The 25,696-nt window shown below is 45.3% G+C and carries 25 protein-coding genes; 10 read left to right on the top strand and 15 right to left on the bottom strand.

The genetic code is table 11. From position 1 onward, the window contains the following. Window positions 1-188: 188 nt before the first annotated feature. Window positions 189-536 carry an MmcQ/YjbR family DNA-binding protein gene (locus tag B0E43_RS26310; RefSeq protein ID WP_077347409.1) on the top strand — a complete coding sequence of 116 codons (348 nt, stop codon included), beginning with the start codon at window positions 189-191 and terminating at the stop codon, window positions 534-536. A 276-nt stretch (window positions 537-812) separates the two neighbouring features. Next, window positions 813-1,772 (top strand): ABC transporter ATP-binding protein, encoded by a 960-nt coding sequence (locus B0E43_RS26305; protein ID WP_077347407.1) that lies wholly within the window; start codon window positions 813-815, stop codon window positions 1,770-1,772. Window positions 1,773-2,291: 519 nt separating this feature from the next. Here B0E43_RS26305 and B0E43_RS26300 read toward each other — a convergent pair. From B0E43_RS26300 to B0E43_RS26290, 3 genes are read right to left on the bottom strand one after another with little or no spacing between them, the layout of a single operon-like run. Further along, window positions 2,292-2,816 carry a peptidylprolyl isomerase gene (locus tag B0E43_RS26300; RefSeq protein ID WP_077347311.1) on the bottom strand — a complete coding sequence of 175 codons (525 nt, stop codon included), beginning with the start codon at window positions 2,814-2,816 and terminating at the stop codon, window positions 2,292-2,294. A gap of 14 nt (window positions 2,817-2,830) precedes the next feature. After that, window positions 2,831-3,562 carry a methyltransferase domain-containing protein gene (locus tag B0E43_RS26295; protein WP_077347309.1) on the bottom strand — a complete coding sequence of 244 codons (732 nt, stop codon included), beginning with the start codon at window positions 3,560-3,562 and terminating at the stop codon, window positions 2,831-2,833. Further along, window positions 3,549-5,963 carry a YfhO family protein gene (locus tag B0E43_RS26290; protein ID WP_077347307.1) on the bottom strand — a complete coding sequence of 805 codons (2,415 nt, stop codon included), beginning with the start codon at window positions 5,961-5,963 and terminating at the stop codon, window positions 3,549-3,551. Before B0E43_RS26290 ends, B0E43_RS26295 begins: the two co-directional genes overlap by 14 nt. A 398-nt stretch (window positions 5,964-6,361) precedes the next feature. Between B0E43_RS26290 and ffh the strand changes: the two genes are divergently transcribed. Next, window positions 6,362-7,702, top strand: coding sequence for a signal recognition particle protein (ffh, locus tag B0E43_RS26285; RefSeq protein ID WP_077347305.1), 1,341 nt, complete (start codon window positions 6,362-6,364; stop codon window positions 7,700-7,702). Between the two features lie 307 nt (window positions 7,703-8,009). Here ffh and B0E43_RS26280 read toward each other — a convergent pair whose 3' ends face one another. Both B0E43_RS26280 and B0E43_RS26275 read right to left on the bottom strand, forming a co-directional pair. Continuing rightward, window positions 8,010-9,116 carry an Ig-like domain-containing protein gene (locus tag B0E43_RS26280; RefSeq protein WP_077347303.1) on the bottom strand — a complete coding sequence of 369 codons (1,107 nt, stop codon included), beginning with the start codon at window positions 9,114-9,116 and terminating at the stop codon, window positions 8,010-8,012. Beyond that, a complete protein-coding gene (locus B0E43_RS26275; RefSeq protein ID WP_077347301.1) occupies window positions 9,116-10,234 on the bottom strand; it encodes a hypothetical protein in 1,119 nt (372 codons plus the stop codon). Before B0E43_RS26275 ends, B0E43_RS26280 begins: the two co-directional genes overlap by 1 nt. Before the next feature lie 313 nt (window positions 10,235-10,547). Here B0E43_RS26275 and B0E43_RS26270 point away from each other — a divergent pair, with 313 nt between their 5' ends. Further along, window positions 10,548-11,399: a sugar phosphate isomerase/epimerase gene (locus B0E43_RS26270; RefSeq protein ID WP_077347299.1), complete on the top strand. Its 852-nt coding sequence runs from the start codon at window positions 10,548-10,550 to the stop codon at window positions 11,397-11,399. A gap of 68 nt (window positions 11,400-11,467) precedes the next feature. Here B0E43_RS26270 and B0E43_RS26265 read toward each other — a convergent pair whose 3' ends face one another. After that, window positions 11,468-12,172 carry an SGNH/GDSL hydrolase family protein gene (locus tag B0E43_RS26265; RefSeq protein WP_077347297.1) on the bottom strand — a complete coding sequence of 235 codons (705 nt, stop codon included), beginning with the start codon at window positions 12,170-12,172 and terminating at the stop codon, window positions 11,468-11,470. 162 nt (window positions 12,173-12,334) lie between these two features. Further along, window positions 12,335-12,811, bottom strand: a complete 477-nt coding sequence (locus B0E43_RS26260; RefSeq protein WP_077347295.1) for a nucleoside deaminase — start codon at window positions 12,809-12,811, stop codon at window positions 12,335-12,337. A gap of 142 nt (window positions 12,812-12,953) precedes the next feature. Here B0E43_RS26260 and B0E43_RS26255 point away from each other — a divergent pair, with 142 nt between their 5' ends. Continuing rightward, entirely contained in the window at window positions 12,954-13,430 is a 477-nt protein-coding gene (locus tag B0E43_RS26255; RefSeq protein ID WP_077347293.1) for a hypothetical protein, read from the top strand. A gap of 168 nt (window positions 13,431-13,598) precedes the next feature. On the opposite strand, the gene B0E43_RS26250 is transcribed toward B0E43_RS26255, so the two are convergent. Next, window positions 13,599-14,342, bottom strand: a complete 744-nt coding sequence (locus tag B0E43_RS26250; RefSeq protein WP_077347291.1) for a LytTR family DNA-binding domain-containing protein — start codon at window positions 14,340-14,342, stop codon at window positions 13,599-13,601. Then, window positions 14,339-15,424, bottom strand: coding sequence for a sensor histidine kinase (locus B0E43_RS26245; protein WP_077347289.1), 1,086 nt, complete (start codon window positions 15,422-15,424; stop codon window positions 14,339-14,341). The genes B0E43_RS26250 and B0E43_RS26245 overlap by 4 nt, the downstream gene beginning before the upstream one ends. A 258-nt stretch (window positions 15,425-15,682) precedes the next feature. Between B0E43_RS26245 and B0E43_RS26240 the strand changes: the two genes are divergently transcribed. After that, window positions 15,683-18,217 carry a TonB-dependent receptor domain-containing protein gene (locus tag B0E43_RS26240; RefSeq protein WP_077347287.1) on the top strand — a complete coding sequence of 845 codons (2,535 nt, stop codon included), beginning with the start codon at window positions 15,683-15,685 and terminating at the stop codon, window positions 18,215-18,217. A gap of 258 nt (window positions 18,218-18,475) precedes the next feature. Here B0E43_RS26240 and B0E43_RS26235 read toward each other — a convergent pair whose 3' ends face one another. From B0E43_RS26235 to B0E43_RS26225, 3 genes are all read right to left on the bottom strand, one after another. Beyond that, complete coding sequence (locus B0E43_RS26235) at window positions 18,476-19,456, bottom strand: pyruvate dehydrogenase complex E1 component subunit beta (protein ID WP_077347285.1); 981 nt, start codon at window positions 19,454-19,456, stop codon at window positions 18,476-18,478. An 86-nt stretch (window positions 19,457-19,542) separates the two neighbouring features. Then, a complete protein-coding gene (locus B0E43_RS26230; protein WP_077347283.1) occupies window positions 19,543-20,913 on the bottom strand; it encodes an NAD-dependent succinate-semialdehyde dehydrogenase in 1,371 nt (456 codons plus the stop codon). Beyond that, window positions 20,910-21,305 carry a rhodanese-like domain-containing protein gene (locus tag B0E43_RS26225; RefSeq protein ID WP_077347281.1) on the bottom strand — a complete coding sequence of 132 codons (396 nt, stop codon included), beginning with the start codon at window positions 21,303-21,305 and terminating at the stop codon, window positions 20,910-20,912. The genes B0E43_RS26230 and B0E43_RS26225 overlap by 4 nt, the downstream gene beginning before the upstream one ends. Window positions 21,306-21,374: 69 nt before the next feature. Here B0E43_RS26225 and B0E43_RS26220 point away from each other — a divergent pair, with 69 nt between their 5' ends. Next, window positions 21,375-21,878, top strand: coding sequence for a metallophosphoesterase (locus B0E43_RS26220; protein WP_077347279.1), 504 nt, complete (start codon window positions 21,375-21,377; stop codon window positions 21,876-21,878). Between the two features lie 45 nt (window positions 21,879-21,923). Here the strand turns inward: B0E43_RS26220 and B0E43_RS26215 are convergent, their stop codons facing one another. Beyond that, a complete protein-coding gene (locus tag B0E43_RS26215) occupies window positions 21,924-22,067 on the bottom strand; it encodes a hypothetical protein (RefSeq protein ID WP_168171893.1) in 144 nt (47 codons plus the stop codon). Between the two features lie 166 nt (window positions 22,068-22,233). Here B0E43_RS26215 and hisS point away from each other — a divergent pair, with 166 nt between their 5' ends. Continuing rightward, window positions 22,234-23,595, top strand: a complete 1,362-nt coding sequence (gene hisS, locus B0E43_RS26210; RefSeq protein WP_077347277.1) for a histidine--tRNA ligase — start codon at window positions 22,234-22,236, stop codon at window positions 23,593-23,595. Here hisS and B0E43_RS26205 read toward each other — a convergent pair. Continuing rightward, window positions 23,592-23,873, bottom strand: coding sequence for a hypothetical protein (locus B0E43_RS26205; protein WP_077347275.1), 282 nt, complete (start codon window positions 23,871-23,873; stop codon window positions 23,592-23,594). The genes hisS and B0E43_RS26205 overlap by 4 nt on opposite strands. 191 nt (window positions 23,874-24,064) lie before the next feature. Here B0E43_RS26205 and B0E43_RS26200 point away from each other — a divergent pair, with 191 nt between their 5' ends. Beyond that, window positions 24,065-24,400, top strand: a complete 336-nt coding sequence (locus B0E43_RS26200) for a YbaB/EbfC family nucleoid-associated protein (protein WP_077347273.1) — start codon at window positions 24,065-24,067, stop codon at window positions 24,398-24,400. Further along, window positions 24,397-25,398 (top strand): glycosyltransferase family 2 protein, encoded by a 1,002-nt coding sequence (locus B0E43_RS26195; protein WP_077347271.1) that lies wholly within the window; start codon window positions 24,397-24,399, stop codon window positions 25,396-25,398. The genes B0E43_RS26200 and B0E43_RS26195 overlap by 4 nt, the downstream gene beginning before the upstream one ends. On the opposite strand, the gene B0E43_RS26190 is transcribed toward B0E43_RS26195, so the two are convergent. Continuing rightward, window positions 25,395-25,613: a PspC family transcriptional regulator gene (locus tag B0E43_RS26190; protein WP_077347269.1), complete on the bottom strand. Its 219-nt coding sequence runs from the start codon at window positions 25,611-25,613 to the stop codon at window positions 25,395-25,397. The genes B0E43_RS26195 and B0E43_RS26190 overlap by 4 nt on opposite strands. Window positions 25,614-25,696: the final 83 nt, after the last annotated feature.

Raw genomic sequence — 25,696 nt, 5'->3', positions numbered from 1 at the left:
TGCTTCGGTGTTTGCGATGACAACAGGAGCAGTTTGCTTTGTCCCTGCGGTCCTCGCAATGACGTTCCTGGGGGATTGCTTCGTCCTTGCAGTCCTCGCAATGACGTTCCAGAAAGAGATTGCTTCGTCCCTCTGGTCCTCGCAATGACGCTAAATCCGAAATCAGAAATCCGACATCCGAAATCCAAATGACTTTAGAATACTTCCGCGACTATTGCCTCTCCCTTCCGCATGTGACGGAAGACACACCCTTTGATGCAGACACTTTGGCCTTTCGGGTGGGAGGGAAGATTTTTGCACTGTTGGGGATGGAGGCTTTCGCCTATGTGAACCTCAAATGCGATCCCGAGCGGGCCATTGAGTTGAGAGAGCAGTATCCTGGAATCACCCCAGGCTATCATATGAATAAAACACTCTGGAACTCGGTCTCTGTAAAGGGAAATGTTCCCGATCCGCTTATTTTGGAACTCGCCCGCCATAGCTATGAGCTGATTAGGGATTCCTTGCCGAAGAAGGTAAGGGAGAGTTTGCAGTGATGGAGAAGTACGATTTACGAAATACGATTTACGAGGTGGCTGGCCGTGTTGTCAGGCTGAGCGGAGTCGAAGCCCCTTTGTTTTCAGATTTACGATTTACAAGGCATCGGGGGAGTTGCAGCACTTGACTGCGGGTGAACTTTGCGTCCTTCCAACTTCCCAACTTCCCAACTTCCCAACTTCCCACTTCCTAACTTCCAATTTTTCAATTAATATCGAACAACGAACGTCGAACATCGAATGTCGAATGTCGAATTTCAAATCTCGAATCCAAAAATGCCCTACTTCTCCATCCGCAAAGTTTCCAAGTCTTACGATTCGCATATTGCACTTCAGGAATTTTCCCTGGAACTGGAGCGTGGAGAGCTGATCGCCATCGTGGGGGAAAGCGGTTCGGGGAAAAGCACCTTGCTCCGCATCGCCGCCGGACTGATGACTCAGAGTAGCGGGGAAGTTTGGTTGGGAGATCAGCAGATCCAGAATCCCAAGCAAAAGTTGGTGCCCGGATACGATGAGATCAAGCTGATTCATCAGGATTATCAGTTGTATCCCAATGCTACGGTGGCGGAGAATATCGCACGGCCTTTGTTGAATTTTGATCCGAAATACCGACAGCAGCGCATAAAAAAACTGATGGAGCAGTTGGGTTTGGAGAATTACAGCGAGCGCTTTCCCCGACAGTTGAGCGGGGGGCAGCAGCAAAAGGTGGCAATTGCTCAGGCTTTGGCTGTGGAACCGGAGGTGTTGCTGCTGGATGAACCTTTTAGCCACCTGGATACCATCCAAAAGCACAAGTTGATCTTTGAGCTGAAGGAACTCCTGCATGAGTCCGGCACCACCGTGATCTTTGTAACCCATGACCTAGATGATGCACTGCGATTGACCGATTCCATTTTGATCCTGCAAAAAGGAAAAGTCGTCCAAAAAGGAAACTCACAGAATCTCTGCGAGCATCCTAAGACACGTTATGTGGCAAGACTTTTTTCCCCGATCAATCTGATTCCGGATCGTTTTGACAGCTATATCCGTCCGGCGGATGTAAGGCTCCGCACTAAGGGAGAACTCCTGGGTCATGTGATCGATCAGCGCTTTTTGGTGCATTACAATTCACTTTTGGTCCGCTTGAAAATCGGTGGGCAAGTTTGGGAAGTCGATGATCCTTTTCGCAAGTATCACGTCGGAGATCGGGTTTACCTGCATTTTGACGAGGAAAGGGTGTTGGTTTTGAAGAATTAGGTTGGAAAAAGCTCCGAAGGAGCCTAACCATTCATGACCCTGTACGAAGTGCAGGGAAGCCATTGAATCTCCTTCCTTTGAGCCCTGAAAGGGTGAAACTTCAAAGTATCGCCCTTTCAGGGCTCCTTTTTTTATTGTGTGACTTTACCCCCGGCTACACCGGGGGTTATGAATTGTTTCGATCCTTTGGATCTAAGACTGCCAAACTTTTACCTACAAATCGACTACTTCAATTAATTTACCTACTGGTGTCATTGCGGACATTCACATTGAAATTTATAAAATCCTCCTAACCCTCCGCCGCGGCGGAGGGAATCGCGTCAATTCAATCTTCAAGAGTTTATTCTTAAAGGTTGCGGCCATAAGTGAAGTGCACTCATAAAAAAAGTGCCCGAGGCCAAAACCCCAAACACTTTTCAAATTCAAGAACTTTAATTTTATATTTCAAGGCTAGGCTAGAGCCAAATTCATAAACACTGGGAGCCACCTCGTAAATCGTAAATCGTCCTTCGTAAATCTCTATTCATGTGCTCCATGCTCCCCGTGCACGTGTCCATGTTGGAGTTCTTCCTTGGTCGCTTCACGCACTTCTATAACTTTTCCCTCAAAGTGCAGATCAAATCCCACCAGGGGATGATTGAAGTCCAGCAACAGGTTTTCACCCAGATCTTTCAGGACTTTTGCCTGCATGCTATATCCGTTTTCATCCATCAGCGGAAGGAAATTGCCTTCTTCCAGCATCTCCGCAGAAAAGCCTCTTTCGCCAGAAAACTGGGTCTTTGGCAATGAAATCACCAATTCATCGTCCGGTTCGCCATACGCATCCACCATGGTGATGGTGAAGGAAAAATCCCCGCCATCCTCTTTTCCTGCCAGCAGTTCCTCAAACTTTTCAGGCAATCCACTTTGTCCAAAAAGGAAGTAGAAAGGATCTTCCTCGTCACGGATTTCCACACTGAAAGGGCTCGACTCGATGCCGTCTTCGTCTTTGCTCACTTTGAGTTCGTAGGTCAGTCCTACCACTGCATTTTCCTGGATTTTCATAGTTCCGGTTTTGATTATTTGGTTAGGCCATATTTCAGGCGAATGCGCATGCGTTCTTTCAGTACCGTCCACTTGCTGCGGGGCGTGGAGGTTTTGAGGGGTTTTGCTGCGCGAAAGATAAAGTACTGGTAGTCTTTTTCAGCAAAGAAGAGAGGATAGGTTTCCATCTTTTCCAGGTAAAAGCCAGTAGCCGAAATGGTTTTTACCAAGTCCCCGGTGTCCAAAGGTTGATCAATGACCTGAAGTTTTTGGGGTTCGTTTTCAATCATCCACTGCAAATACCGAGGTGCCGGAATGTGGATGAAAATCACTGAATCGGCGTGGGTATGCTTGCTGATATTCTGGAAAAGGCGAAGATGTTGCTCAACGGGAATGTGCTCCAGCACGTCAGGGAAGACGAAGAAATCGAAGGTCTTGCCTTTCTTTTCAAAGTCCGACATGTCCGAAACTTCAAAGCTCAGGTTAGTTTGGGATTTCCAGAGAACCTTGGCTTTCTCGATACTTTCCGGGGAAATATCCACCGCCAAGACTTCCCCATTTGGAACTTGAGTGGCCAAGAGATGGGAAACTGTCCCGATACCACAGCCTACTTCGAGGATCCTGTGGTTATCCTGCAAACCGGCAGCTTTCACCTTGTCCAAGATGCTCAGGTGCCGGGAGTTGATGCCGGTCTTCTGCTGTTTTTCGGCAAACTTATCGTAGAAACTGACGACCTGCTCTTTTTGCTCTGACTTAGGCGCTTGCATTGGATTCTTTGTAAGTGAAATAAACTCCGGCAAATAGCGTAACCAAGATAAGATATTGGAAAATCACCATCGGAGTCTTGGTCGCATAGTAGCTGGAGGGTGCAAAGGTAAAGACAACTTCGTGATCTCCGGCCGGAATTTCCAGTCCGCGGAGCAGATAATTCACCCGAAGAATCGGAGCTTCCTTACCGTCAATGGTGGCAGTCCAGCCTTTTGGATAGTGGATTTCAGAGAAAACAGCCAAGCCGCCCTGTGTCATGGAAGCCTGGTACTTCATTTCATTTGGAGAGGTAGAAGTCAAGGTGACCTGTCCCGAACCGGCAGGGATTTGTCCGAATTCCTGAGAATTCAATGTTGCCTGAGTTTTGGTGTTGATTTCTCCCAGCCGCTCGATTTCTTCGTTGTTGGTGCCTACGGGCAGGATTTCAGCGGGCACCCAAGCCGCTCCGTTGGCCATCGGGTTTTCAAATACCCCATTTGCCTCTGTTCCGGCGATCAGGTATTTGGTGTTCAGCATGTTCATAACGCCGGTTCCCTCCCAGTCAAAAGTTCCTTCCTGTGCCTTGGCGATAAAAGCTTCCAGTTCGGGTTGAAGTTGGTTTTCCACCAAGTCCTGGTAGCGTCGGAGTTTGGCGCCATGGTAACCACCCAAGCTGTTGAAGCGATAGGCAGTGCGGGCACCTTGAGTCAATCCTTCAGAAAGCGGCAATACTCGGAAATAGCCTTGGTCTGATGCAATGGACTTTTCGGCGGGAGTTTCTGCGAAAAACTGTCTGGAGGGATTGCCCTGAAAAGACTCATTGTTCAGGTACCTTCTGTTGATCGTCCAGATGTCCAGCGTGATCAAAGCGATCAAAGCAAGCCCAAGAATGAGGTCGGAGATTTTTCCTTTCAGGTGAAAATAGATCAATCCAACCGCGACAGCGACAAAGGCAAAACTTTTCCAGGCAGAAGCGGAAAGCATGGCCTTTCGGTCTGCTTTAATTGCCGAGATAAGCCATTCAGGCAAACCTGCGTCCCCTGCACCTTCGAAGCGGAAGAACGCTCCGGAAGCCACGGCAAGGATCAGCGTCAAACCGCCCACAATTCCACCCGCATAAAGCAGGGGTTTTAGGTCGTTCTTTTTTACCAGTCTTTCCAAGGAAATCATCCCCAAAACCGGGATTGCAAAAAGCGTCATTCCCAAGGCCATGGATACCGCCCGGAATTTGTTGTAGCCGGGCAAAATATCAAATAGCAGGTAGTTGAACCAGGCCAGGTTTTTTCCCCAACTGAGCATAACTGAAAGAACGATGATGACACCAAATGTGATCAGGCTTTCTTTTGGCGCAGCCCAAATCCCCAAAACAGCCAGAAATACCAAGATAACACTGCCATAGATCGGACCGCCTGTGAAGGGCTGATCTCCCCAGTAAGTCGGCGCACCCTGCAAAAATCCGTTGATCTGCGCTGCATCGATTCCCTGTGCGCGGAGTGCTTTTTCGGATGCCGAATCTTTAGAAAGCGGTGTATTACTGCCTCCCCCGTAGAAATCTGGAATGATCAGCGTCAGGGTTTCAAGTTTGCCATTGGACCAGCCAAAGGCGTAATCTCGGTCCAGCCCGGAGGATTTTGTTTCAAGAGTTGTATTGCCGCGGGTAGAGTAGGGACTGTATTCGAGAGCTGTGGCAAGTCTGCCGAGATTTCCTCCGACGGCCAATATCGCTCCGAGAACCAGGAATCCGATGGTTTTGGATAAGCCGGGAATTCCTTCCTTTTTCCAGTCAAAAACCATCCGAACCAACACATAAATCACCGAAATGATCAGCGTGTAATAGGTGATCTGCAGGTGGTTGAATTTCAGTTGGAGCAAAAGGCCCAAAGCCAACAGGGCTGCTCCGAGGATTCTTTTTCGCTCAAAGGCCAGGTGAATTCCTGCCAAAATCAAAGGAATCAGGCAGACCGCCCATATTTTGGCATTGTGTCCGGCTTCGAGAGAAAGCAGGTTGTAGGTATTGAAGGAGAACGCAATAGCGCCTCCGATGGCGAAAACAGGTCTGACTCCAAAGCTCAAAAGCAAAATGTACATGCCCAGCATTCCGAAAAAGAGCCCGTTGATCGGATGGGGAAGTCCCAAGGTCAAGGCCGAAATCAGGGCGTTGGTGATGTCGCCGGGAAACTCCAGACTGATGAAATAAGCTGGCATTCCACCAAACATGCTGTTGGTCCAGAGAGCCTGTTCGCCTGTATTTGCCCGGTGATCCAAGACGGCCTTAGCCGAACCTTCCCACTGAAGGATATCGCCCTGAAAGATGATTTTCCCGTCGAAAACCATCGGGGAGAAATACAGGACCACAATGAGATAGAAAAGAAGAATTCCCAGCAGATGGGGAAGAAGGTCTTTCTGAAAATTGAGCTTCATGAATCGGTTTCGAAATTAAGGCTGCAAAATAGGGATTTCGGGGGAAAGAGCGAGAGGATATGATTTAGGTTAGTTCTCACAGATGCACAATTGGCGCAAGTCTTCAGACTTGTGCTTATCTATATGCAGTCTTCAGACTGCCATTAATTTAAATCCGAAATGAAAAAGCAGTCAAGAGACTACATAATTATAGGTCCAAGTCTGAAGACTTGAACCAAGGGGGTTTCCTGCAGACCTGACTGCCGTCAGGCAAGTTACTCGCAGAATAAGTAGCTGATTTTGTATGAATTTAAATGCTTCGGTCTTCGGTCTTCGGTCTTCCTTCTTTTTTCGCACACATTCACCTTCTCAAAAACCCTTTAATTCATTACTTTTGCACCCTATAGATACCGAGCCGAATGTTTGATAATTTAAGTTTAAAGCTTGACCGGGCTTTCAAAACACTGAAAGGAACCGGAAAAATCACCGAAATCAACGTAGCATCCACCGTAAAGGAGATCAGAAGAGCCCTGATTGATGCCGACGTCAACTATAAAGTAGCCAAGGAAGTTACCGACAAGATCAAGGACGAGGCCATGGGCCGGGACGTTTTGATCTCCGTATCTCCGGGTCAACTCCTTATAAAAATCACCCAAGAGGAGCTGACCAAACTCATGGGAGGTTCCAAAGTCGACATCAAACTTAGCGGTGATCCATCCGTGATTTTGATTGCTGGTTTGCAGGGTTCGGGTAAAACCACCTTCACCGGTAAGTTGGGTAGTTTGCTGAAAAGACAGGGACGCCAGGTTTTATTGGTGGCCTGCGATATTTATAGACCTGCTGCGATTGACCAGTTGAAGGTTTTGGGAGAGCAAATCGGTGTGGAAGTCTATGCCGAACCTGAAAACAAGAATGCCCTTCAGATCGCCAACAATGCGATTGCCTATGCGAAAAAGACTGGTAAAAAGACTGTCGTAGTCGATACTGCGGGTCGTTTGGCAGTAGATGATCAGATGATGAAGGAGATTGAGGAACTGAAAAAGGCCCTTAATCCTTCGGAAACACTTTTTGTGGTCGATTCGATGACCGGTCAGGATGCGGTGAATACTGCAAAGACCTTTGACGAAAGACTAAACTTTGACGGAGTCGTCCTGACCAAACTCGATGGGGATACCCGAGGTGGTGCTGCAATTTCCATCCGTCACGTAGTCAACAAGCCGATCAAGTTTATCTCCACTGGAGAGAAGATGGAAAATCTGGATGTCTTCCATCCGGATCGTATGGCCCAGCGAATCCTCGGAATGGGTGACGTGATTTCACTCGTGGAGCGTGCGCAGCAGTCTTTTGACGAGGATGAAGCCAAGCGTATCAATTCCAAGATCCGTCAGAACAACTTTAACTTTGATGATTTCCTTTCTCAGCTTGAGCAGGTGAAAAAGATGGGAAATATCAAAGACCTGATCGGAATGATCCCGGGAATGGGCAAAGCAATGAAGGGCATGGATATCGACGACGATTCATTTAAACCAATCGAAGCGATCATCCGCAGTATGACTCCAAAAGAGCGTCAGCAGCCTGATATCATTGACGGAAGAAGAAGAAAGCGAATTGCTGATGGTTCGGGAAGAACGATCGTCGAGGTCAATAACCTGATGAAGCAATTTGACGACATGAGAAAGCTCATGAAGCAGATGAACAAAATGGGTGGAGCAAAACAGGCGATGAGCCGTATGATGCCTCCGGGAGCTGGAAAAAGATAAGGAGATTTCCGGTTTCGGATTTCCGATTTGAATGACCCAGTCAGAGATGGCTGGGTTATTTTTTTAAAGGGATTTCAAATCCTATGACCCGGTTTGGTTCAAGTCTTCAGACTTGGACCAATCTAATTGCAGTCTTCAGACTTCTTTGCTAGGAAGATCAGTCACGGAGAATTGAATTCTGGTGTTTTCGATCGGATTGCAAATCCTAGAAACCAAATTCGAGATAACAAATCTCGAATAGCTGGGGATAAAAAGAGGTCCAAGTCAGGAGACTTGAACCAAGGCAGTCATCTTCCATCTTCACTTTTCATTCTTTAATCTCAAATTCCAGCCTTTTGAAGTCCGTTTCGATCGCTGGTTTTGATGGGTTAGAGAGGTCTGTTTCGAACAGTCGGTTTAAATTATTCCCGGCAAGATCTTCTAGCCTGCTTTCTATTTCAAGAACATACTTGCCTTTTTTCCAATCAGTGTCTGGAGTAAATCGAATGCTTTTTTCTTCAATTCCAATATTCCATTTACCGGGAACCTTCTGGTCATTAAGGTCTCTTATCCTAAAAACTTCCCGGAGTAGGCTGTAATCCAAAGCTTCTGAAAAGTCAATTTCAACTGCCTCAATTGTTCCGGCCTTTGGAGCACCAACAATCCAGGAAGTGGGAACTGGAGAGATACTGTCCCGGGCGGTGACGGTAAAGTCTTTGGTATAGCTTTCATTCAAGCTCTCTCCCGATTTACTTTTCCATTTCTCAGAGATGATGAGGTGATAGGATTCGCCCATTTCCAGAGGAGCGCCCATTTCAAGATTTGGAACCAGGTCTCTTTTGATCCTTCCGGGATCCAGCCAAAGGGTAAGCAGAGTCTGGTCCTCGTTCCAAAGCTCAGGCTGAAGATCCAAAAATGCCCCTTTCAAGGTGTCCAATTTACTATTCAAAAGGGTCACGTGGGCAGTAGATTCGCCTTCCCGCATGGGCTTGGAAAACTTGATGAAAAACTTCAATTGGTTTTCGGGAAGTATATCTTGGGTAGGATAAATTTCCAATACCGACAGGTTTGTCTCACCTTCTGTTAGTTGGGGAATGGAAACATTTCCAATGCTTACGTCCTTGTACCTGATCTCGTAGCTCAGTCCTCTGGTGAATGGAATCAGTGGTGAAAACAGAATCCCATTGTCCTCCTCTCGGAGTTCTCCCAAGACCGGAGGATTATTTTCCCCACTTGCCAAATGAATGCTCAGTTGAGCTAAATCAGGACTATCCAGGATATCTGAGGGTACAATTAAACCAATGGCCCGATCATTTTCCCAGATAATGGAAATCTCGCTTTCAGAGGCTGATGAGCAGGAAAGCAAAAAAAATGCACTAAAAAAAATCAGGCTGTGGACTAGGGACAGCCTGATTGGAAATGATTTGGAGTTCATTATTTCAGCAAATTCCCGGATTTTTCAGTACTCCACAAATCCAGTGAACCATTGGATTTGCGCTGCAAGATCACCATCGTATCGTCATTCATCTTGTCCAACTGCAATACATTGGTCATCGGCATGGATACGAAATCAACTCCATCTGTGGCAAAATTTGCGGTGACAGGTTCGGTAAGTGATCCTTCGAAATTCTCAATATCATTAAAATCAACACGGAATACCGGTCTGTTGGAGTTGGCCATCACCAAAAAGGATTTACCGTCCTTTTCCATATTCACCAAATCCAAAGGTTGGTTTCCACTGCCCATTTCTGCTATGGTTCTTCCTTTGACGTGAGTTCCTGCTTTCAATTCATCCATGGGAAAAAGTACCAATGGCGTGCACGTATAGCTCGCAACCAGATATTCTTTTCCATTCACCTGGGCTGTGGTGAAAGTCTTAATTGGCGAGGTCGTTTCATATTTGCCATGAGCCGCGTGGAAGATTTCCAACGAGGCAAAATCCTGCTTATCGGTAAATGGGAAAGGAATACTTCGGAAAGTGGAGCTGAATTCCTGATTTGAAAGCCCGCTTACCAGCAACTTGCCGTTAGCATATCCCAAATCAGAGATAGAGGAAATCCGCAGCGGTCTTCCTCTTCCGTCTTTCGCATCCTCGGCGGGAGAGTTATTCAGCACCACCACATCAAATTCTACATCTTTCAGCGAAACAGGTGCAATAGTTTCTCCTTCAATACTTAGGAGGACTGGAGTGCCATCGCCGGATTGAACAGCCAGATAAACTTTCTTGGAAATAGGATTTACTGCAATATCCAGGATGGAGATATTCTCTTCTGTGGTTCCCAACATGCCCGCTAATTTTTTATCAATTCCGATTGAATTGATAGGCTGTAATACAGAATTGCTTGCGTCTTTGGTGTTCACTGCAATGACTGAGGCACCTTTGGAGTCTCCGATAAACAGGATGCCATCCGGACCAAAGGCCAGGGAAGTAATAGATTTGATCTCAGGTGTCCCCCTTTTTAGATTATAGGGCAATTCCTCAGCGCGAAATGTGAATGCGGTAATACCCGCCACCAGTGCACAAACTCCAAAAATTAATACTGACTTTTTCATGGTAGAAAGGGTTTATGTATTTATCTGATTGTGAATAAGGAATTTATCTATAATTAGCCTCGATTCAAAGTGAAATTTTATAAGCGGAATCCAAAGTGAACGACCTGGTTCAAGTCTTTGGACTTGGATCCAAATTGTTGCAGTCTTCAGACTGCTTTTGTTTGGAAAATCAGTCCCATTGAATTTATCTCAGGTGTTTTTGGTCGGATTTCAAATCCTATGAATAGAATTCGAGATTGCAAATCCCAAACAGCGTTCCTTGCGGGAATGAAAAGTAGGATTAACTTAGAATGTAAATCTTCCCAAAACAGCCATGATTAATAAATCCCTTTTCTCTCTCATCGCAGTGTTCTTTTTTGCCCTGCAGGTTCAAGCTCAGGAGCTGCTCTTTCCTGAGATGCCAGGAATGGTTTCCTATACTTATAGAACCAGCTTTTCAAAAGATCTTCCTGCCACTCTGGACACTTTGCAGAAAATGGGGATTACGGATATGGAGTTTTCCAATCTCTTTGGCCATGCCGCAGCTGATATCAAAAAGGAACTGGACAAGCGCGGTATGCATTGTTCTTCCTTTGGTGTTGGGTACAAAGACCTCATGGAAAAGACCGCTACTGTCGCTGAAAATGCCAAAACTTTGGGAGCAAAGTTTGTCAGAGTAGCTTGGGTACCCCATACCGCACCTTTTACGCTGGAGGTTGCCAAACAGACTATAGCTGATTTCAATGCTGTCGGGAAGATCCTGAAAGAGGAACACGGCTTGACTTTCGCTTACCACAACCACGGTTATGAATTTCAGCCATATGGGGATGGGACATTGTTTGACCTGATGCTCCAGGAAACCAATCCAGCCTACGTAAGCTTTGAGATGGATATCCTTTGGACGTTTTTTCCCGGAGCCGATCCTGCTGCTTTGCTGGCTAAATATGGTAACCGCTTCAAACTGATGCACATGAAAGATCTCAAAAAAGGAGTGAAAGGAAATATGTCAGGCGGAACGCCAACCGAAAATGATGTAGCCCTTGGAACCGGTCAACTAGATCTTCCTTCAATCCTGAAAGCTGCAAAAGCAGCTGGGGTGGAGCATTTTTATCTAGAGGATGAAAGCCCGATCTATTACAAGCAGGTACCGAAAAGCATTGCATTTCTGCACAGTTTGAAGAAGTAGGAAGTCGGGAAGCTGGAAGATTGAGTGTGAGTGGTAAATGGTGAGAGGCGGAGTGCTGGATTTTTTCCTCAATCTGGAAATGCCAAAAAAGCCACTTGCAGCTCGCCTAGTTGCCTGTACCCTTCTGAGTTCATGTGGATGGGGTCGACGTAGTAAAGGTGTTTGTTATACATATTGTAACCGCCGAGCGTGAACTGATCCAGGTAGGGAATGCCGTGGAGTTCGCAGATTTGTTTTTGCATCGCGACATAGGCGGCCATTCCGTCAGCAGCCAATGGATCGTAGGCCCCGCGGTCATTGAAGGCTTTGCTGGAGGTGAAAAAATAGATTTGGGCATTGGGGTTGATCGCGTAGATTTTTTTGATGCAATAATTGATCCCGCCAGCCTGGGTAATCAGCTTGCTGCTGTCATAGCCGTCAAATTCAGTGAAATCGGTATAGCTTCCTACTTCCCGCTTGTTGGTGTAGTCATTTGTAGAGGCCCAAAGGATATAGATGTCAAAGACACCTGCTTCGTCCACTTGCTGCTGGAGGGACTTGCCCTGAAGTGAAGAGAAGCCTGCACCACCCACTCCATAAGTAGTAATTGTCATTCCGAGTCGCTCTTTCCACATGTTTTTGGCGATATCGCTAGGCGGGATCACCGAAACCGAACCTCCAAAAACTGCCACCGACTTGCCGTAGTTATAAGACGCCTTCAAGTCCTGCTGGGCGAAAACGAAGGTTGGCAGCAACAAAAAGAAGAATAGAAAAAAGGTTTTGATCTGGCTCATTTTGGGACGGGTTTAAGGGAAAGATGCTTTGCAGCTATTAATATAATTGGCCTGATTTGAAAAGGGACAGAAGCTGGAAATTGATGAGAGAGCGCTTAGATCAAAGATCCCTTATAGCCCATCATTGCGATTTGAACGGCGTAAATCGTAAATCAAAAATCTTCAATACAAGGTCTTATTCCCTTTTTCCTTCCAAAGCCCAAAAGCTTTTAGGCTTTCCTCCCGCAAAAAGGAGATCATGGGAATCTTGCGAAGCTCCGGCTGGATTTCGATTTCCTGGTAGATAAACTCGTCGTCAAACCCTGCGTTGGCCGCATCCTCTTTGGTGCAGGCATAATAGACTTTGGCAGGTCTTGCCCAAAAAATCGCTCCCAGACACATAGGGCATGGTTCGCAGGAAGTATACACTTCACACCCATCCAACTGGAAATTATCCAGGGTTTTACAGGCATCCCTGATAGCTACAACCTCAGCGTGGGCAGTGGGATCCTTGGTTTTTAATACCATATTAAAGCCTTGCCCGACGATCTTACCGTCTTTGACAACCACGCAACCGAAAGGACCCCCGTTTCCGGTAAGCATGCCTTCTTTTGCCAATTCTATGGCTTTCCGCATGAAATACTTTTGATCTTGGGTCATATTTAATTTTGGATAAAGGAAAAATAATCCTCTTGAACTACGATTTAAAATGATTTTTTTTAATCTATGTAGCCTTTAGTGACCGTATTCCGTAATGGGATTAATTGCAATTTGAACAACTCTTTTTTATAACAACAACCAAATGAAAGCAAAACTATTCCCAATTCTCCTTCTGCTCATCAGTTTATTCGGCTGCAATGATGAGAATTTAAGTCCAGAGGCCAAGGTTCGCGGTAGCTATGAATCGGTGTTTCGAGGTAGTGGATCCTGGGGTTTTGGACTCTATGACTTTGTGAATACTTTTCATTTGAGGGCGGATGGCGGCTTTTATCGGGAAGGTGTGACCAAAGATGCAGAATCAGGCGATTTACTTGGTTACACAAACTATGCGAGCGGAACATATACAATTTCTGATGGCGTGGTTTCTCTCTATTACGATGAGTTCTATTCGATGGGAATTGCAGATATTGATTTTATTCCAAAAGAAGAGCTGACTACTTATGAGATAGAGGGGTATTTCGAGCAGTATGCAGTCAGTGAAAACTACAAGCAATTGGAATCTATTTGCCCATCCAACGCAAATTGCGGTGCTCCGCAAGTCTACACGAGGATCGATTGAAAGAGGATTGAAGCATGGAAAAATGGCCGTTTTTAGTGCTTGAAAACAGGCTTCCGGACTTCCGATGATGTCGCTGCGTTTAGCCCTTGAGACCTTCGAGGTTTAAGAAAACCTCAAAGGTCAGCCCACTGCCCACTGCCCACTGCCCACTTATCACTGCCTATTGAATCAGTTCATCCATTTGGCCAAAAACTCCAAAAACTGCTCTTTGTAGTTTTCTCCAACAGCGATATGGTGATCTCCGATTTGGATGACATTTTTGGATACGGAATCAATGTGATCCAAGGCCACAATAAAAGACCGATGCACCCGCATGAATTTTTCCGAAGGAAGCAATTCTTCCATGTTTTTCATGCTGGTAAGAGACAAAAGGGGATTGGCTTTGGACTTCAGGTGAACTTTCACATAATCCTTGTAAGCTTCCACATGAGTGATGTCTTTGAGCTTTACTTTGACCAGCTGGTACTCGACTTTCAGGAAAATAAAATCCTGCTGAGCTGTTGGTTCTAGGGTTTTTGGAGCAGGAGCATTATTGACCCTGTCGAAATATTGGTAGGCTTTGGTAGCAGCATTGAGGAAATCTTCATAGCTGTAAGGCTTCAGCAGGTAGTCCAAAGCTTCCACCTTGTACCCTTCGATCGCAAACTGATGGTAGGCTGTACAGAAAATGATGCGTGTTTTATCGGAGTTCTTTTTCCCGTCCAAAATTCTGGCGAGCTCCATGCCTGAAAGATCCGGCATCTGAATGTCCATAAAAATGAGCTGAACCTCGTTCTGATTGATAAATCCCAATGCCTCTATTGCGTTGGAAAACCGGCCTTCCAGTTTCAGAAATGCGGTTTGGCTGATAAATTTGCTCAGCAGTTCAAGCGCTAGAGGCTCATCGTCTATGGCAACACATTTCAGAATCATGTGAGATTGATAGTGAGATTGACTGAATACTGATGGGTTAATTCGTCCTTGCCGAATTTAAGCCGGTGTTTATTGGGATAAAGCAAACTCAAACGTCGTTGGGTATTGGTCAATCCAATGCCGTTTTCTTTTGCCTCCGGACTGTCCGGATTGAGTGGGAAGATATGGTTTTTGGTTTCGAAAAAGAGCGTATCGCCCATAACTTCCAGTTTGACCAGAATTTCGCTTTCCTGTTGGGAGCTTACACCGTGCTTGAAGCAGTTTTCCAAAAAGGGCAACAACAACATCGGCGCAATGACCAAATCTTCTTTTGGTTCTTCGATTTCGATTTTGAGTTTGACCTTTTCGGTCATTCTCATTTTCATCAGCTCAATGTAATCTTCGATAAATTTGACCTCTTTGCTAAGGAGAGTTTCATTTTTTTGATTTTCGTAGAGCACATAGCGCATCATTCTGGACAGCTTGAGAAGAGCTTCCTGAGCTTTTTTCACGTCCAGATTGGTGAGTGCATAGATGTTATTGAGTGTGTTGAAGAAGAAGTGAGGATTGATCTGAGCCTTTAAATAAGACAGTTCGGTATTGATCCGCTGTCGATCAAGTTCCCGGCGCAGGGATTCGTCTTTTTGCCATTTCTGTACCAGAGCAAGAGAAGTACTCAAACCGATGGAAATAACATAAAGCATCAGGTGAAAAACATCTCCAGGCATCCATCTTTTTCCACCGGGTATATAAGGCTTGTCGGGATTGAATACCTGATGCATTTTTTCCCCATAGTTGATAAACTGCTCGAAGTAGATTACGAATCCATAGAAAAATACTGCTCCCAAGATTATAACCAAAAGGTATAAGTAGTTCTTACCCCTGAGCAGGATTTTGGGGACTATAATGGCGGCATTGGTATAAAAGATGGAAATCAGAAGGACTACCAGAAAGACCTGTTTCCACCAAAATTGGATGGGCAGTTCCACTTCGCCCATTCTCCATGAAAGTGGAGAAAGCAGCAATAACACAATGCAGAGCATAAACCAACCCAGAATGTGTACTAGTGCCGAAAGACGTTTTTTGGGTGAGAAGGATAGCATGAGGTTGATATTCAGTCTCCAAACTAAAAGAAATTACTGTTAACCCTCAAATCAAATCTACCAATTCGGTGTTTTGGCCTATGGAAACCACTTTTGGGAGGATGAAGCCGGGAATTGACCAGTCTATGGGCTTTGTCTTGGATTTGGGGGTATTTGTCGACAGGATGCACCTGCTGGTCTATTACATTTTTTAGGGCGAAACTTTGCATCCAACTTTGGGGTATCAAATGGCAGAAGCCCTCTTTTGAAAACAAAACCATGAAAAATTTACTCAATCTAGCATTTGCTTTTTTCTTTATCGGAACGAGCATGACATTAGCCCAGCAACCACAGGCTGGAACAACGGCAGGCCGAATCATCGGAACCGCCAAGGATCTTAAGACAGGGGAGGCCGTAGGATATGCCACTGCCGCACTATATAAAGTAGGTACGGACGTGAGCACTTCCGGTGCCGTGGCCGACGGTGATGGTGTTTTTTATATCACCGGATATGATCTGGGAGAATATGAACTTCATCTTACCTTTTTGGGATACGAGACGATCAAGAGAACCGTCAATATTAATTCCCTTTCCACTGACATCAACCTAGGGGAAATCGGGATGACCGACGAAGGGGTGGCTTTGGAAGAAGTAACTGTACAAGGCCAACGTGAACTTATTGAGGAGCGCGTAGACCGCACAATCTATAAGGCAGAAAACGACAAGACCACTGCAGGTGGTGACGGTACGGACGTATTGAGAAGAGTGCCGATGCTCTCCGTGGATCTTGATGGCAACGTCTCCATGAGAGGTAGCTCCAATATCCTGGTATTGATCAACAACAGACCTTCAGCTATCGCAGCTTCCTCTATATCGGATGCGCTTAAGCAGATTCCTGCAGATGAGATTAAGGCCGTAGAAGTAATAACTTCCCCATCTGCCCGATTTGACGCAGAAGGTACCTCAGGGGTCATCAACATTATAACTAAGAAAAACACGCTTCAGGGTGCCACCTTGAATGTCAACACCGGTTTTGGACTGAGAGGCTCAAATCTTGGACTTCAGGGCAGTGCCAGAAAAGGTAAGTTCGGATTCTCGTTGGGCGGATTTGGCAGAGCTGGATACAACATCCTGGGAAGCTTTGAAAACAAGCAGGTGACCAACAATGCTGACGGCACAGTGTCTACTTCAATGCAATCAGCTGATACAGAACGCCGGGATGTCTTCGGTCGATACAACTTCGGTGTGGACTACGATATCAATGAGTATAACTTCCTTACCGGTGCTGTGAACTTTGGTCTGAGAAACTCCGAAAACTGGCAGACCGACTTCCTCACTCAAAACTATTTGGGTGATGTGCTAAGAGGAACTCAAAACCGTGGAACCAACACGATTGACAATTCTAACTCCGTCGACGTCAGCTTGAACTATACCCGGACTTTTGAGAAAAAAGGCAGAGAGTTAAGCTTCCTGACTCTTTACAGTAACAATGACCGTGATAATTCCTTCACCAATACCCTGTTTGACAATGAGGATTTGGACGAAGTCTTTTCCAGAACTAGAAACGTCAACCCAAGCAAGAATGAAGAATTTACCGTTCAGTTGGATTATGTGACTCCTTTGGATGAAAAAGGCAACAAAATCCTGGAATATGGAGCGAAGAATATCCTGAGAAAGGCCTATTCCGATTTCTCCTACTTCTTGGCTGAGGGTGAAGATGGGGAGTTTGTAGAATTGGAAGATCCTTCTCTGAACAACGAGTTTAGCTATGACCAAAATGTGACTGCAGGATATGCGTCCTATACGACTCCTTTCCTGACTAATTATACACTGAAAGCAGGATTGAGATATGAATACACCACGATCAAGGCGGATTTCAAAACTGAATTTGAAGCTGAGATTCCTTCGTATGGAACTCTTGTGCCAAGCTTGAATGCCAGTAGAAAACTGAAAAACGGCAACTTGATCAAGGCTGCTTACAACAGAAGAATTCAGCGTCCTTCGCTGAGATTCCTGAACCCAAACATCGATATCTCCAACCCTCAGCAGATCTCCCAGGGTAATCCAGAACTGGATCCTGAGATGACTGACAACTACGAATTGGGCTACAGCACCTTTATCAAAAGTACTACATTGAATTTCACTGGTTTCTTCAGAAACACTACCGGTTCTATCCAGCCTTTGAGAACAGTTAGAAACGATGGCGTGATCTCCACTACCTACGACAACATCGGTCAGGAACGTGCGGTTGGTACCAACATCTTCTTCAACATCAACATCAGCAACAAGCTGTCGCTGAACGGCGGTACAGACCTTTACTATGCGATGCTTGACAATGGCTTGTCAGATCCACAGTTTGCTGCGAAGAACGACGGATTTGTGATCAGCGGTAGATTGTTCGGTAACTACACACTTCCAAAAGACTGGCAGATCCAGGTATTCTCTTTTGCCAGAGGACGCCAGGTTCAGCTACAGGGTAGCTCAGGAGGTTTTGCGATGTACGGCTTGAACTTCAACAAGCAGTTTGCTGAGAAAAAGGGCTCCATTGGTTTCGGTGCTGAAAACTTCCTGATGAAGGAATTCAAGATCAACAACGAAATCATTACTCCTACAATCATGCAGAATAGCACCAATGCGATGCGAAACATGAACCTGAAGGTGAACTTCAGCTACAGAATAGGCAAAATGAGCATGGATCAGCGTGCCAGACGTAAAAAATCCATCAACAACGATGACTTGAAAGATGGAGGAGACGGTGGCCAAGGTGAAAATCAAAACGCTGGTGGCGGTGCAGCACCAGTCCGAAACAGATAAAACATAAAAAACCCTGATTTAAGATTTCAGGGTTTTTTCTTCGGGGATTTTAATTCCGGGGAAATCAAAGGATTCCAAAACTTTAAAATAGATAGATTGGGTAACAAAAAACCCGGCCACAGTGGGGCCGGGCTTTTTTGTTACAAAAGACTAAACCTTGGAAGGCATTTTTAGTCTAACCTCCATAAGATAGATAATGGACAATAAAAAAACCCGGCTCATAATTGAGTCGGGCTTTTTTGTTTCGGTAGGGTGAATTTAAGCTTTATACGTTACTTTTTTGATTGCATCGATGGTTCGCTTCACATTGGGAAGTGTAGCCTCGATGTAGCTTGGGCCGTAGCTCAAAGGAATATCCATGGAATTGACACGAATCACCGGTGCATCGAGGTAATCGAAGGCATATCGCTGGAAGTGGTAGGTCAGTTCTGAGGAAATTCCGGCAATCGGATTGGCTTCTTCCACGATGACAACTCGATTGGTTTTCTTTACAGATTCCAGGCAGGTCGCATAGTCGATCGGGCGGACCGTTCTCAGGTCAATCACCTCGCACTCGACTCCTTCTTTGGCCATGATTTCAGCAGCTTCCAAAGCCACTTTCATCATTTTGCCGAAGGAAATCAAAGTCACATCTTTTCCTTTGCGCTTGATGTCAGCAACACCAATCGGAAGCAGGTATTCGCCTTCAGGGACTTCGCCTTTGTCGGAATACATCACTTCGGATTCCATGAAAATCACAGGATCCGGGTCACGGATAGCGGCTTTCATCAGGCCTTTGGCATCGTATGGATTAGATGGCACGATCACTTTCAAACCCGGAGTATTGGCAAACCAATTCTCGAAGTTGGAAGAGTGAGTAGCACCAAGTTGACCGGCGTTTCCAGTCGGACCGCGAAATACAATCGGCACGGAATAAGCTCCGCCGGACATCGCATACATTTTCGCAGCAGAGTTGATGATCTGGTCTATTGCAACCAGAGAGAAATTGAATGTCATGAATTCGATAATCGGTTTCAGTCCGCTCATCGCAGCACCCACACCCAAGCCGGCAAAGCCCAACTCGGCGATAGGAGTATCGATAATCCGCTCTGGACCGAATTCGTCCAACATTCCCTGGGATACTTTGTAAGCGCCGTTGTACTCAGCAACTTCTTCACCCATCAAAAAAACGTTTTTATCACGTCTCATTTCCTCGGACATCGCTTCTCTCAAAGCTTCCCGAAATTGTATTTCTCTCATTGGTCTAAGACAAAATTTTGGCTCGTAAAAATAGAAAGGAATCGGGCAAAAGCAAAAGACGCCCTGTTCTTTATCCGGGAAGGTTTTTAGCCCAGATAGACGGTTTTGGTATTGACGAATTCCAGAATGCCCTGCCTGCCCAGTTCCCTCCCAAATCCCGACTTTTTGATTCCTCCAAACGGAAGTGCAGGTTGAGAAGCGACCATAGAGTTTATAAAAACGGCACCGCTTTCGATTTCGACGGCAAGGATTTCTGCCTTTTCCGCATCCTTTGTCCAAAGGGAAGCTCCTAGTCCAAATTCTGTGGAATTGGCGATTTTGATTGCTTCAGCGGTATTTTTCACTTTGAAAAGGATTGCCACCGGGCCAAATAATTCCTCCGAAAAAGCCGGAGGATTTTCCGGGATATCGGTAAGGATGGTCGGTGAAAATTCTGAACTTCCTTCCTTGGGCTTCAGGCCACCAAGCAAGACTTTCGCGCCTAAATCCACGGACTTTTTGACCTGTTCGTATAGCTCGGCGGCAAGATCAGGTCTAGCCATGCAGGCGAAATCGACGGTTTCGTCCATTGGATCACCGCCCTTGAGCAGACCCATTTTTTCTTTGAAAATTTCCAAAAAGGGCTCAAAAACCGATTCCTCAATGATAAATCGCTTCGCCGCGATGCAGCTTTGCCCAAAGTTGACCATTCGGCCTTTGACGGCTGTTTCTGCTGCTTTTTCAATATCAGCATCAGCTAAAACAATGAATGGATCGCTTCCTCCGAGCTCCAGAAGCGATTTTTTGATGTTTTTCCCGGCTGCTGAAGCAACTGCCGCTCCGGCTTTTTCACTTCCTGTCAGAGAGACTGCTTTGATTTCATCTCTTTCCAAAAGTGCCAAAGTAGCCTTGGAATCGATCAAAAAGCTTTGGAAAACTCCCTCCGGAAATCCTGCTTCCCGAAAGACCGATTCGATGGCCAGGGCACATTGAGGGACATTTGAGGCGTGTTTTAGGATGCCGACATTCCCTGCCATCAGCGTAGGAGCCGCAAACCGGAAAACTTGCCAAAAGGGAAAATTCCAGGGCATTACTGCCAGGATCGCGCCCAAAGGCTGGTGAAGGATTTTGGCTTTTTTGCCATCGGGAAGGCTGATTTTTTCGCTGGAAAGAAATTCGGCGGCATTTTCAGCATAATACTCGCAGGCCCAGGCGCACTTTTCAATTTCCGCCCTGGATTCTCGGATTATTTTTCCCATTTCCAAAGTGATGAGACGGGCGTAGGCTTCTTTGTTTTTCCGGAGAATTTCACCTGCTTTTTTCATCAATCCCGCTCTTTCTGAGATCGGTGTATTTTTCCAGGACTCGAAAGATTTCGCAGCTGCTTCTGTTTTGATTTCTATTTCACGGAGTGATAGTGGTTCAAATTCTTTGGTCACTTCTCCGGTCCAAGGGTTGATCGATTGGATTTTATTCATTTTTCTACCGGTTTTCCTGCTTCATTCCAGGCGGTTATGCCGCCTTCCAGCATGTACACATGTTTGAAACCCGCTTTCTCCATCAGATCTGCGGCCTTTCTGCTTTTGTTGCCTGTTCGGCAGTATAGCAAATAAGTTTTCTTCTTGTCAAGTGTTTCAATTTCCTGGGCGAAATTTTCTCCAAGAAAATTGATGTTTAGCGATCCAGCCAAATGGCCTTCTGCAACTTCCTCCGGGGTTCGGACATCGACCACCATATTTGTTTTCTTGTCAGCCATTTTCTCAAATTTTTCTATAGAAATGACCTTAATGGAATCCTTTTCAGCAGTTTGGGCAAAAGAGGATGCTCCGAACAAAAGGAACACAAATAGATATACAAGTTTAGTATTCATGACTTTGGGTTGAATAAATGAATAAGGTCTGCCATATTGAACCGAAAATTAAACCCCTTTCGTTTCAAAATGCCCCAAAAGATCGGATTGATTTCAGACTCCCACAGTTACATTGATCACACAACGCTCAGCTATTTGCAGGAAGTGGATGAAATCTGGCATGCCGGGGATATCGGAAGCTTGGAAGTGATGGAAGCGCTTCCCCAGGGAAAGCCGATTCGGGCCGTTTTTGGAAATATTGACGATCAGGAAGTCCAACAAGAATATCCGGAATGGCAGGAATTTGAGCTGGAAGGTGTGAGAGTTTTGATGACTCATATCGGCGGAAAACCTTCCAGATATGCCAAAGGTGTGAAGGAAAAGATCAAGTCATTTGGCGCGCAACTTTTCATTTGCGGCCATTCGCACATCTGCAAAGTGGAGTTTGATAAGGGGCTGAATTGCCTGTTTATGAACCCCGGGGCAATTGGTCAGCAAGGCTTCCATATTATGCGGACGATGTTGCTTTTTGAACTAGATCGGGGAAAAATCCAGAACCTCCGGGTGGTGGAATTGGGAAAAAGAGGGCAATAAAAAAGGCGACCGATTGGCCGCCTTAATATCTTTAAAGACTGGTGATTACTTAGCGAAAGAAGCCTTAAGCGCTTCTACATCTACGTTTTTGATCACCGGCTTAGCGCTCAATTGCTTGATTTTGATCACGCGAGCTTTCTGACCTTGTCTTTTTCTTTTAAGTTTTCTCTTCAGTGTAGTAACTGCCATGGCCGTATATGTTTAAATTTTTGAATTCGAAACGAAGCGCAAAAGTAAGGAAACAAATCTTTTCTGCCTACAAATCTTCTGATTTTATTCAGGAGTTAAACCGAATTTTGGGCATGCTTTTGCCGATTTTTAAATAAATTTGGCCTTCATTCACCAAAAATCACCCATGCAAAAGCCGAGTTTGCCTAAAGGCACCCGAGATTTTGGACCTGTGCAGATGGCCCGAAGGACTTACATCTTGGATACGATCAAAGAAACATTCCAACTTTTTGGCTATCAGCAGATCGAAACTCCAGCCATGGAAAACCTCAGTACGCTGACAGGAAAGTACGGGGATGAGGGAGATCAGTTGTTGTTTAAGATTCTTAACAGCGGTGATTTTAGTAAAGATGTAAGCGCAGCAGATCTTGAAAAAGGGTCTGGTGCGATTTTGAATAAAGTGTCCGAAAAAGGACTTCGCTATGACCTGACAGTTCCCTTTGCCCGATATGTGGTGATGAATCGAAATGAATTGACTTTTCCATTTAAACGCTATCAGATTCAGCCGGTTTGGAGGGCAGATCGCCCTCAAAAGGGCCGCTATCGGGAATTCTACCAATGCGATGCTGATGTGGTCGGCACAGACAGCCTCGTTTGCGAAGCAGAAATCGTCCTAATGATCCGCAGAGTTTTCACCAAACTCGGGTTGAAAGACTACAGCATCAAACTCAACAACCGTAAAATCCTGACCGGAATTGCTGAAGCAATCGGTGAGGCCGGAAAGGAAGGCCCACTCTGTGTCGCCATCGATAAACTGGATAAGATCGGCTGGGAAAAAGTGAAAGAAGAACTTCTTCAGCGTGGTTTTGAGGAATCTTCCTTGGATAAATTGGCTCCCTTGGTGTCGCTGGGAAGTGATTTTGCCGAAAAAATCGAATTTTTAAAAGAGTTTTTGAAAGATTCACAAACCGGACTGAAAGGTGTGGAGGAGCTGGAGCAGGTTTTTGGTATTCTTTCTAAGATGGGAGAAAATCTGGACAATATTGACTTTGATATCATGCTTGCACGTGGTCTATCGTACTACACTGGTGCGATTTTCGAAGTGAAAGTTCACGGTGTATCGATTGGATCCGTAAGTGGTGGCGGGAGATATGATAACCTGACGGGAGTATTTGGTTTGCCGGGAGTTTCGGGGGTTGGATTTTCCTTTGGAGTGGACAGGCTGTATGATGTTTTGGATGAATTGAAGGCATTTCCTGCCGAAACGCATTCCGGTACCCGATTGCTGTTGACCTATTTTGATCAAAAGGGATTTGAATATGCCCTGAGTTTATTGAATCTGTTTCGTAACGCCGGAATCAAAACGGAGATTTATCCAAACCAGGTGAAAATTCAAAAGCAGTTTGAATTCGCCAATAAAAAAGAAATCCCCTACGTGGGGATTTGTGGAGAAGAGGAAATCAGCACCGGAAAGATCTCTGTCAAGGATATGGTTTCGGGAGAGCAGGTAAAGTTGAGCATCAAAGAAGCGATCGGCAAAATACTTTAATCTACATGGAGGATGGCATGAATGGGTAGATAGACTCCACCTTTCAGGGAAACGAAACTGTTGCCAACAGCCCAAACTGTCGTATCCACCAAGTAGGTTTGTTCGTCTGCTGTTTCAAATGTGATTTTGACTTTTGTCTGTAGCAGGTTTCCTAAAGTTTGTGACCGATATAGATCCGTCATCCTTTTATTTCGTTCTTCGGGATCAGAAATCACTTCCTTTTTAGAAAAAGAAAGCTGGGGAATGTTTTCTTTTTGGATAGTTTCGATGGTTTTCATTTGGAAGCTAGGTTTGGTCAGTAATAAGTACTACATAAGTTAAATAAAAGTTGCTCAAATAGTTAACCTGAGTTATTCTAGAATAGTATTGTGGACTGGAGATTTTCAATAGTCCGGTTACTGAAGAATAAAAGTGAAAAAAAGCCGAGCTTATAGAGTTTTAATTTTGTTGAAAATAAATTTCCAAAGGTATGTTTGATATAATGGGTATGATGGGCAAGGTGAAAGAAGCCCAGGCAAAGATTAAGGAAGTTCAGTCCCGGTTGGTGCACTTGACTGCGGAGGGAGAAGCGGGTGCCGGTATGGTGAAGGTCCTTGTGAACGGAGATCGGAAAGTTCTGAAAATCGGAATGGACGAGTCGCTGATAACACCAAAAGACAAGGAAATGCTGAGTGATTTGATCGTCGCGGCAACCAATAAAGCGATGGAAGCCATTGAGGTGAAAATCAAAGCAGAAATGAAGACAGCCACCGAAGGAATGATTCCAAATATTCCCGGAATGGACCTGGGAAATATGTTCGGATGATGAAGGCAGCCATTGTCATTCTCAATTACAACGGTAGGCAGGTCTTGCCTACCTTTTTGCCTTCTGTGCTTCGGAACAGCAGGTATGAAATTTGGGTGATTGACAATGCCAGCACAGATGATTCAGTGGATTTTTTGGAAAAGGATTTCCCACAAATCCAACTGATTAAACTCCAATCCAACTTTGGATACGCCGGTGGTTACAATTGGGGCCTGGAGGAATTGAGGGATCAATACGAATTTTTCATTCTGCTCAATTCCGATGTGGAAGTCACTCCCAATTGGGATGTGAATTTGATAGCATGGTTGGATCAAAACCGGGATTATTCGGCAATTCAGCCGAAGATTATTTCCTGGCAGGACAGAAAAACTTTTGACTATGCGGGAGCTGGTGGCGGATACCTCGATGAATTGGGCTACCCCTATTGCCGTGGGAGAATCTGGGATTCTATCGAGCAAGACAAGGGACAATATGACGACCCGGTCCAGGTGGATTGGGCATCTGGTGCATGTATGGTTATCAGGGCAGATGATTTTTTTGGTCAAGGTGGATTTGACGCGCATTTTTTTGCCCACATGGAGGAGATTGACTTGTGTTGGAGGCTAAGGAGAGCGGGTGAAAAAATAGGATACTTAGGCACAGTGACCGTTTTTCACCAAGGAGGGGCGACCTTGGACCGGTCTAGCCCAAACAAACTTTACCTTAATATCCGGAACAACCTGAGCATGGTTTATAAAAATGTCTCAGGACCCAGATATTTTGGAATACTTGTGATTAAAGGAGTATTGGAAATGGTGGCGGCACTGGGTTATCTGATTTCAGGAAAAAAAGACTTTGCTTTTGCGGTATTCAGGGGATATAGGGACTTTTTCAACAGGTTGAAATTGTATGAAAACCCAAAAGAAAAACCTGAAACGGAAATTTCCACTTCAGGCCCGGTACGTTTTATATTCTGGAACTATTTGGTTTTGCGAAGGCGGATTTTTAGTCAGCTTTAATCAAAAAGTACCGGATTGTTCATTTTGCGAAAATACTTTCGGATTTTCATCATCATTGCCATGCTCACGTAGAGGATAATGGGAGAGCCCAAAGTCACAAAGGAGGAATAAATGAAAAAAAGCCGGATGCTGTCGATGGGGAAATGCAGTTTTTCTCCCAAGCGTGAGCAAACTCCAAAGGCCCGCTCCTCGAAGAATAGTTTCAGTTTTTCCATGACCTGTGTTGGATTAGTCGTTTAAAATTAAATGAAAATGCGTTTGAATTCTATAAATCAATTCAATATCAGAATGTTTAAAC

Source organism: Algoriphagus sp. A40 (assembly GCF_002002735.1).
Taxonomy (GTDB): domain Bacteria; phylum Bacteroidota; class Bacteroidia; order Cytophagales; family Cyclobacteriaceae; genus Algoriphagus.
Note: the sequence above shows the minus strand (reverse complement) of the source record. Positions and strands in the feature narration are given on the sequence as shown.

Bases quoted from the DNA above. Each gene is read 5' to 3' on its own strand.
- B0E43_RS26190 (WP_077347269.1), bottom strand. From the start codon at position 25,613: ATGGAAAAACTGAAACTATTCTTCGAGGAGCGGGCCTTTGGAGTTTGC.
- B0E43_RS26195 (WP_077347271.1), top strand. From the start codon at position 24,397: ATGATGAAGGCAGCCATTGTCATTCTCAATTACAACGGTAGGCAGGTC.
- B0E43_RS26225 (WP_077347281.1), bottom strand. From the start codon at position 21,305: ATGAATACTAAACTTGTATATCTATTTGTGTTCCTTTTGTTCGGAGCA.
- B0E43_RS26230 (WP_077347283.1), bottom strand. From the start codon at position 20,913: ATGAATAAAATCCAATCGATCAACCCTTGGACCGGAGAAGTGACCAAA.
- B0E43_RS26275 (WP_077347301.1), bottom strand. From the start codon at position 10,234: ATGAAAAAGTCAGTATTAATTTTTGGAGTTTGTGCACTGGTGGCGGGT.
- B0E43_RS26255 (WP_077347293.1), top strand. From the start codon at position 12,954: ATGAAAGCAAAACTATTCCCAATTCTCCTTCTGCTCATCAGTTTATTC.
- B0E43_RS26310 (WP_077347409.1), top strand. From the start codon at position 189: ATGACTTTAGAATACTTCCGCGACTATTGCCTCTCCCTTCCGCATGTG.
- B0E43_RS26295 (WP_077347309.1), bottom strand. From the start codon at position 3,562: ATGCAAGCGCCTAAGTCAGAGCAAAAAGAGCAGGTCGTCAGTTTCTAC.
- hisS (WP_077347277.1), top strand. From the start codon at position 22,234: ATGCAAAAGCCGAGTTTGCCTAAAGGCACCCGAGATTTTGGACCTGTG.
- B0E43_RS26240 (WP_077347287.1), top strand. From the start codon at position 15,683: ATGAAAAATTTACTCAATCTAGCATTTGCTTTTTTCTTTATCGGAACG.
- B0E43_RS26205 (WP_077347275.1), bottom strand. From the start codon at position 23,873: ATGAAAACCATCGAAACTATCCAAAAAGAAAACATTCCCCAGCTTTCT.
- B0E43_RS26200 (WP_077347273.1), top strand. From the start codon at position 24,065: ATGTTTGATATAATGGGTATGATGGGCAAGGTGAAAGAAGCCCAGGCA.
- B0E43_RS26250 (WP_077347291.1), bottom strand. From the start codon at position 14,342: ATGATTCTGAAATGTGTTGCCATAGACGATGAGCCTCTAGCGCTTGAA.
- B0E43_RS26220 (WP_077347279.1), top strand. From the start codon at position 21,375: ATGCCCCAAAAGATCGGATTGATTTCAGACTCCCACAGTTACATTGAT.
- B0E43_RS26300 (WP_077347311.1), bottom strand. From the start codon at position 2,816: ATGAAAATCCAGGAAAATGCAGTGGTAGGACTGACCTACGAACTCAAA.
- B0E43_RS26260 (WP_077347295.1), bottom strand. From the start codon at position 12,811: ATGACCCAAGATCAAAAGTATTTCATGCGGAAAGCCATAGAATTGGCA.
- B0E43_RS26280 (WP_077347303.1), bottom strand. From the start codon at position 9,116: ATGAACTCCAAATCATTTCCAATCAGGCTGTCCCTAGTCCACAGCCTG.
- B0E43_RS26305 (WP_077347407.1), top strand. From the start codon at position 813: ATGCCCTACTTCTCCATCCGCAAAGTTTCCAAGTCTTACGATTCGCAT.
- B0E43_RS26290 (WP_077347307.1), bottom strand. From the start codon at position 5,963: ATGAAGCTCAATTTTCAGAAAGACCTTCTTCCCCATCTGCTGGGAATT.
- B0E43_RS26215 (WP_168171893.1), bottom strand. From the start codon at position 22,067: ATGGCAGTTACTACACTGAAGAGAAAACTTAAAAGAAAAAGACAAGGT.
- B0E43_RS26265 (WP_077347297.1), bottom strand. From the start codon at position 12,172: ATGAGCCAGATCAAAACCTTTTTTCTATTCTTCTTTTTGTTGCTGCCA.
- ffh (WP_077347305.1), top strand. From the start codon at position 6,362: ATGTTTGATAATTTAAGTTTAAAGCTTGACCGGGCTTTCAAAACACTG.
- B0E43_RS26235 (WP_077347285.1), bottom strand. From the start codon at position 19,456: ATGAGAGAAATACAATTTCGGGAAGCTTTGAGAGAAGCGATGTCCGAG.
- B0E43_RS26245 (WP_077347289.1), bottom strand. From the start codon at position 15,424: ATGCTATCCTTCTCACCCAAAAAACGTCTTTCGGCACTAGTACACATT.
- B0E43_RS26270 (WP_077347299.1), top strand. From the start codon at position 10,548: ATGATTAATAAATCCCTTTTCTCTCTCATCGCAGTGTTCTTTTTTGCC.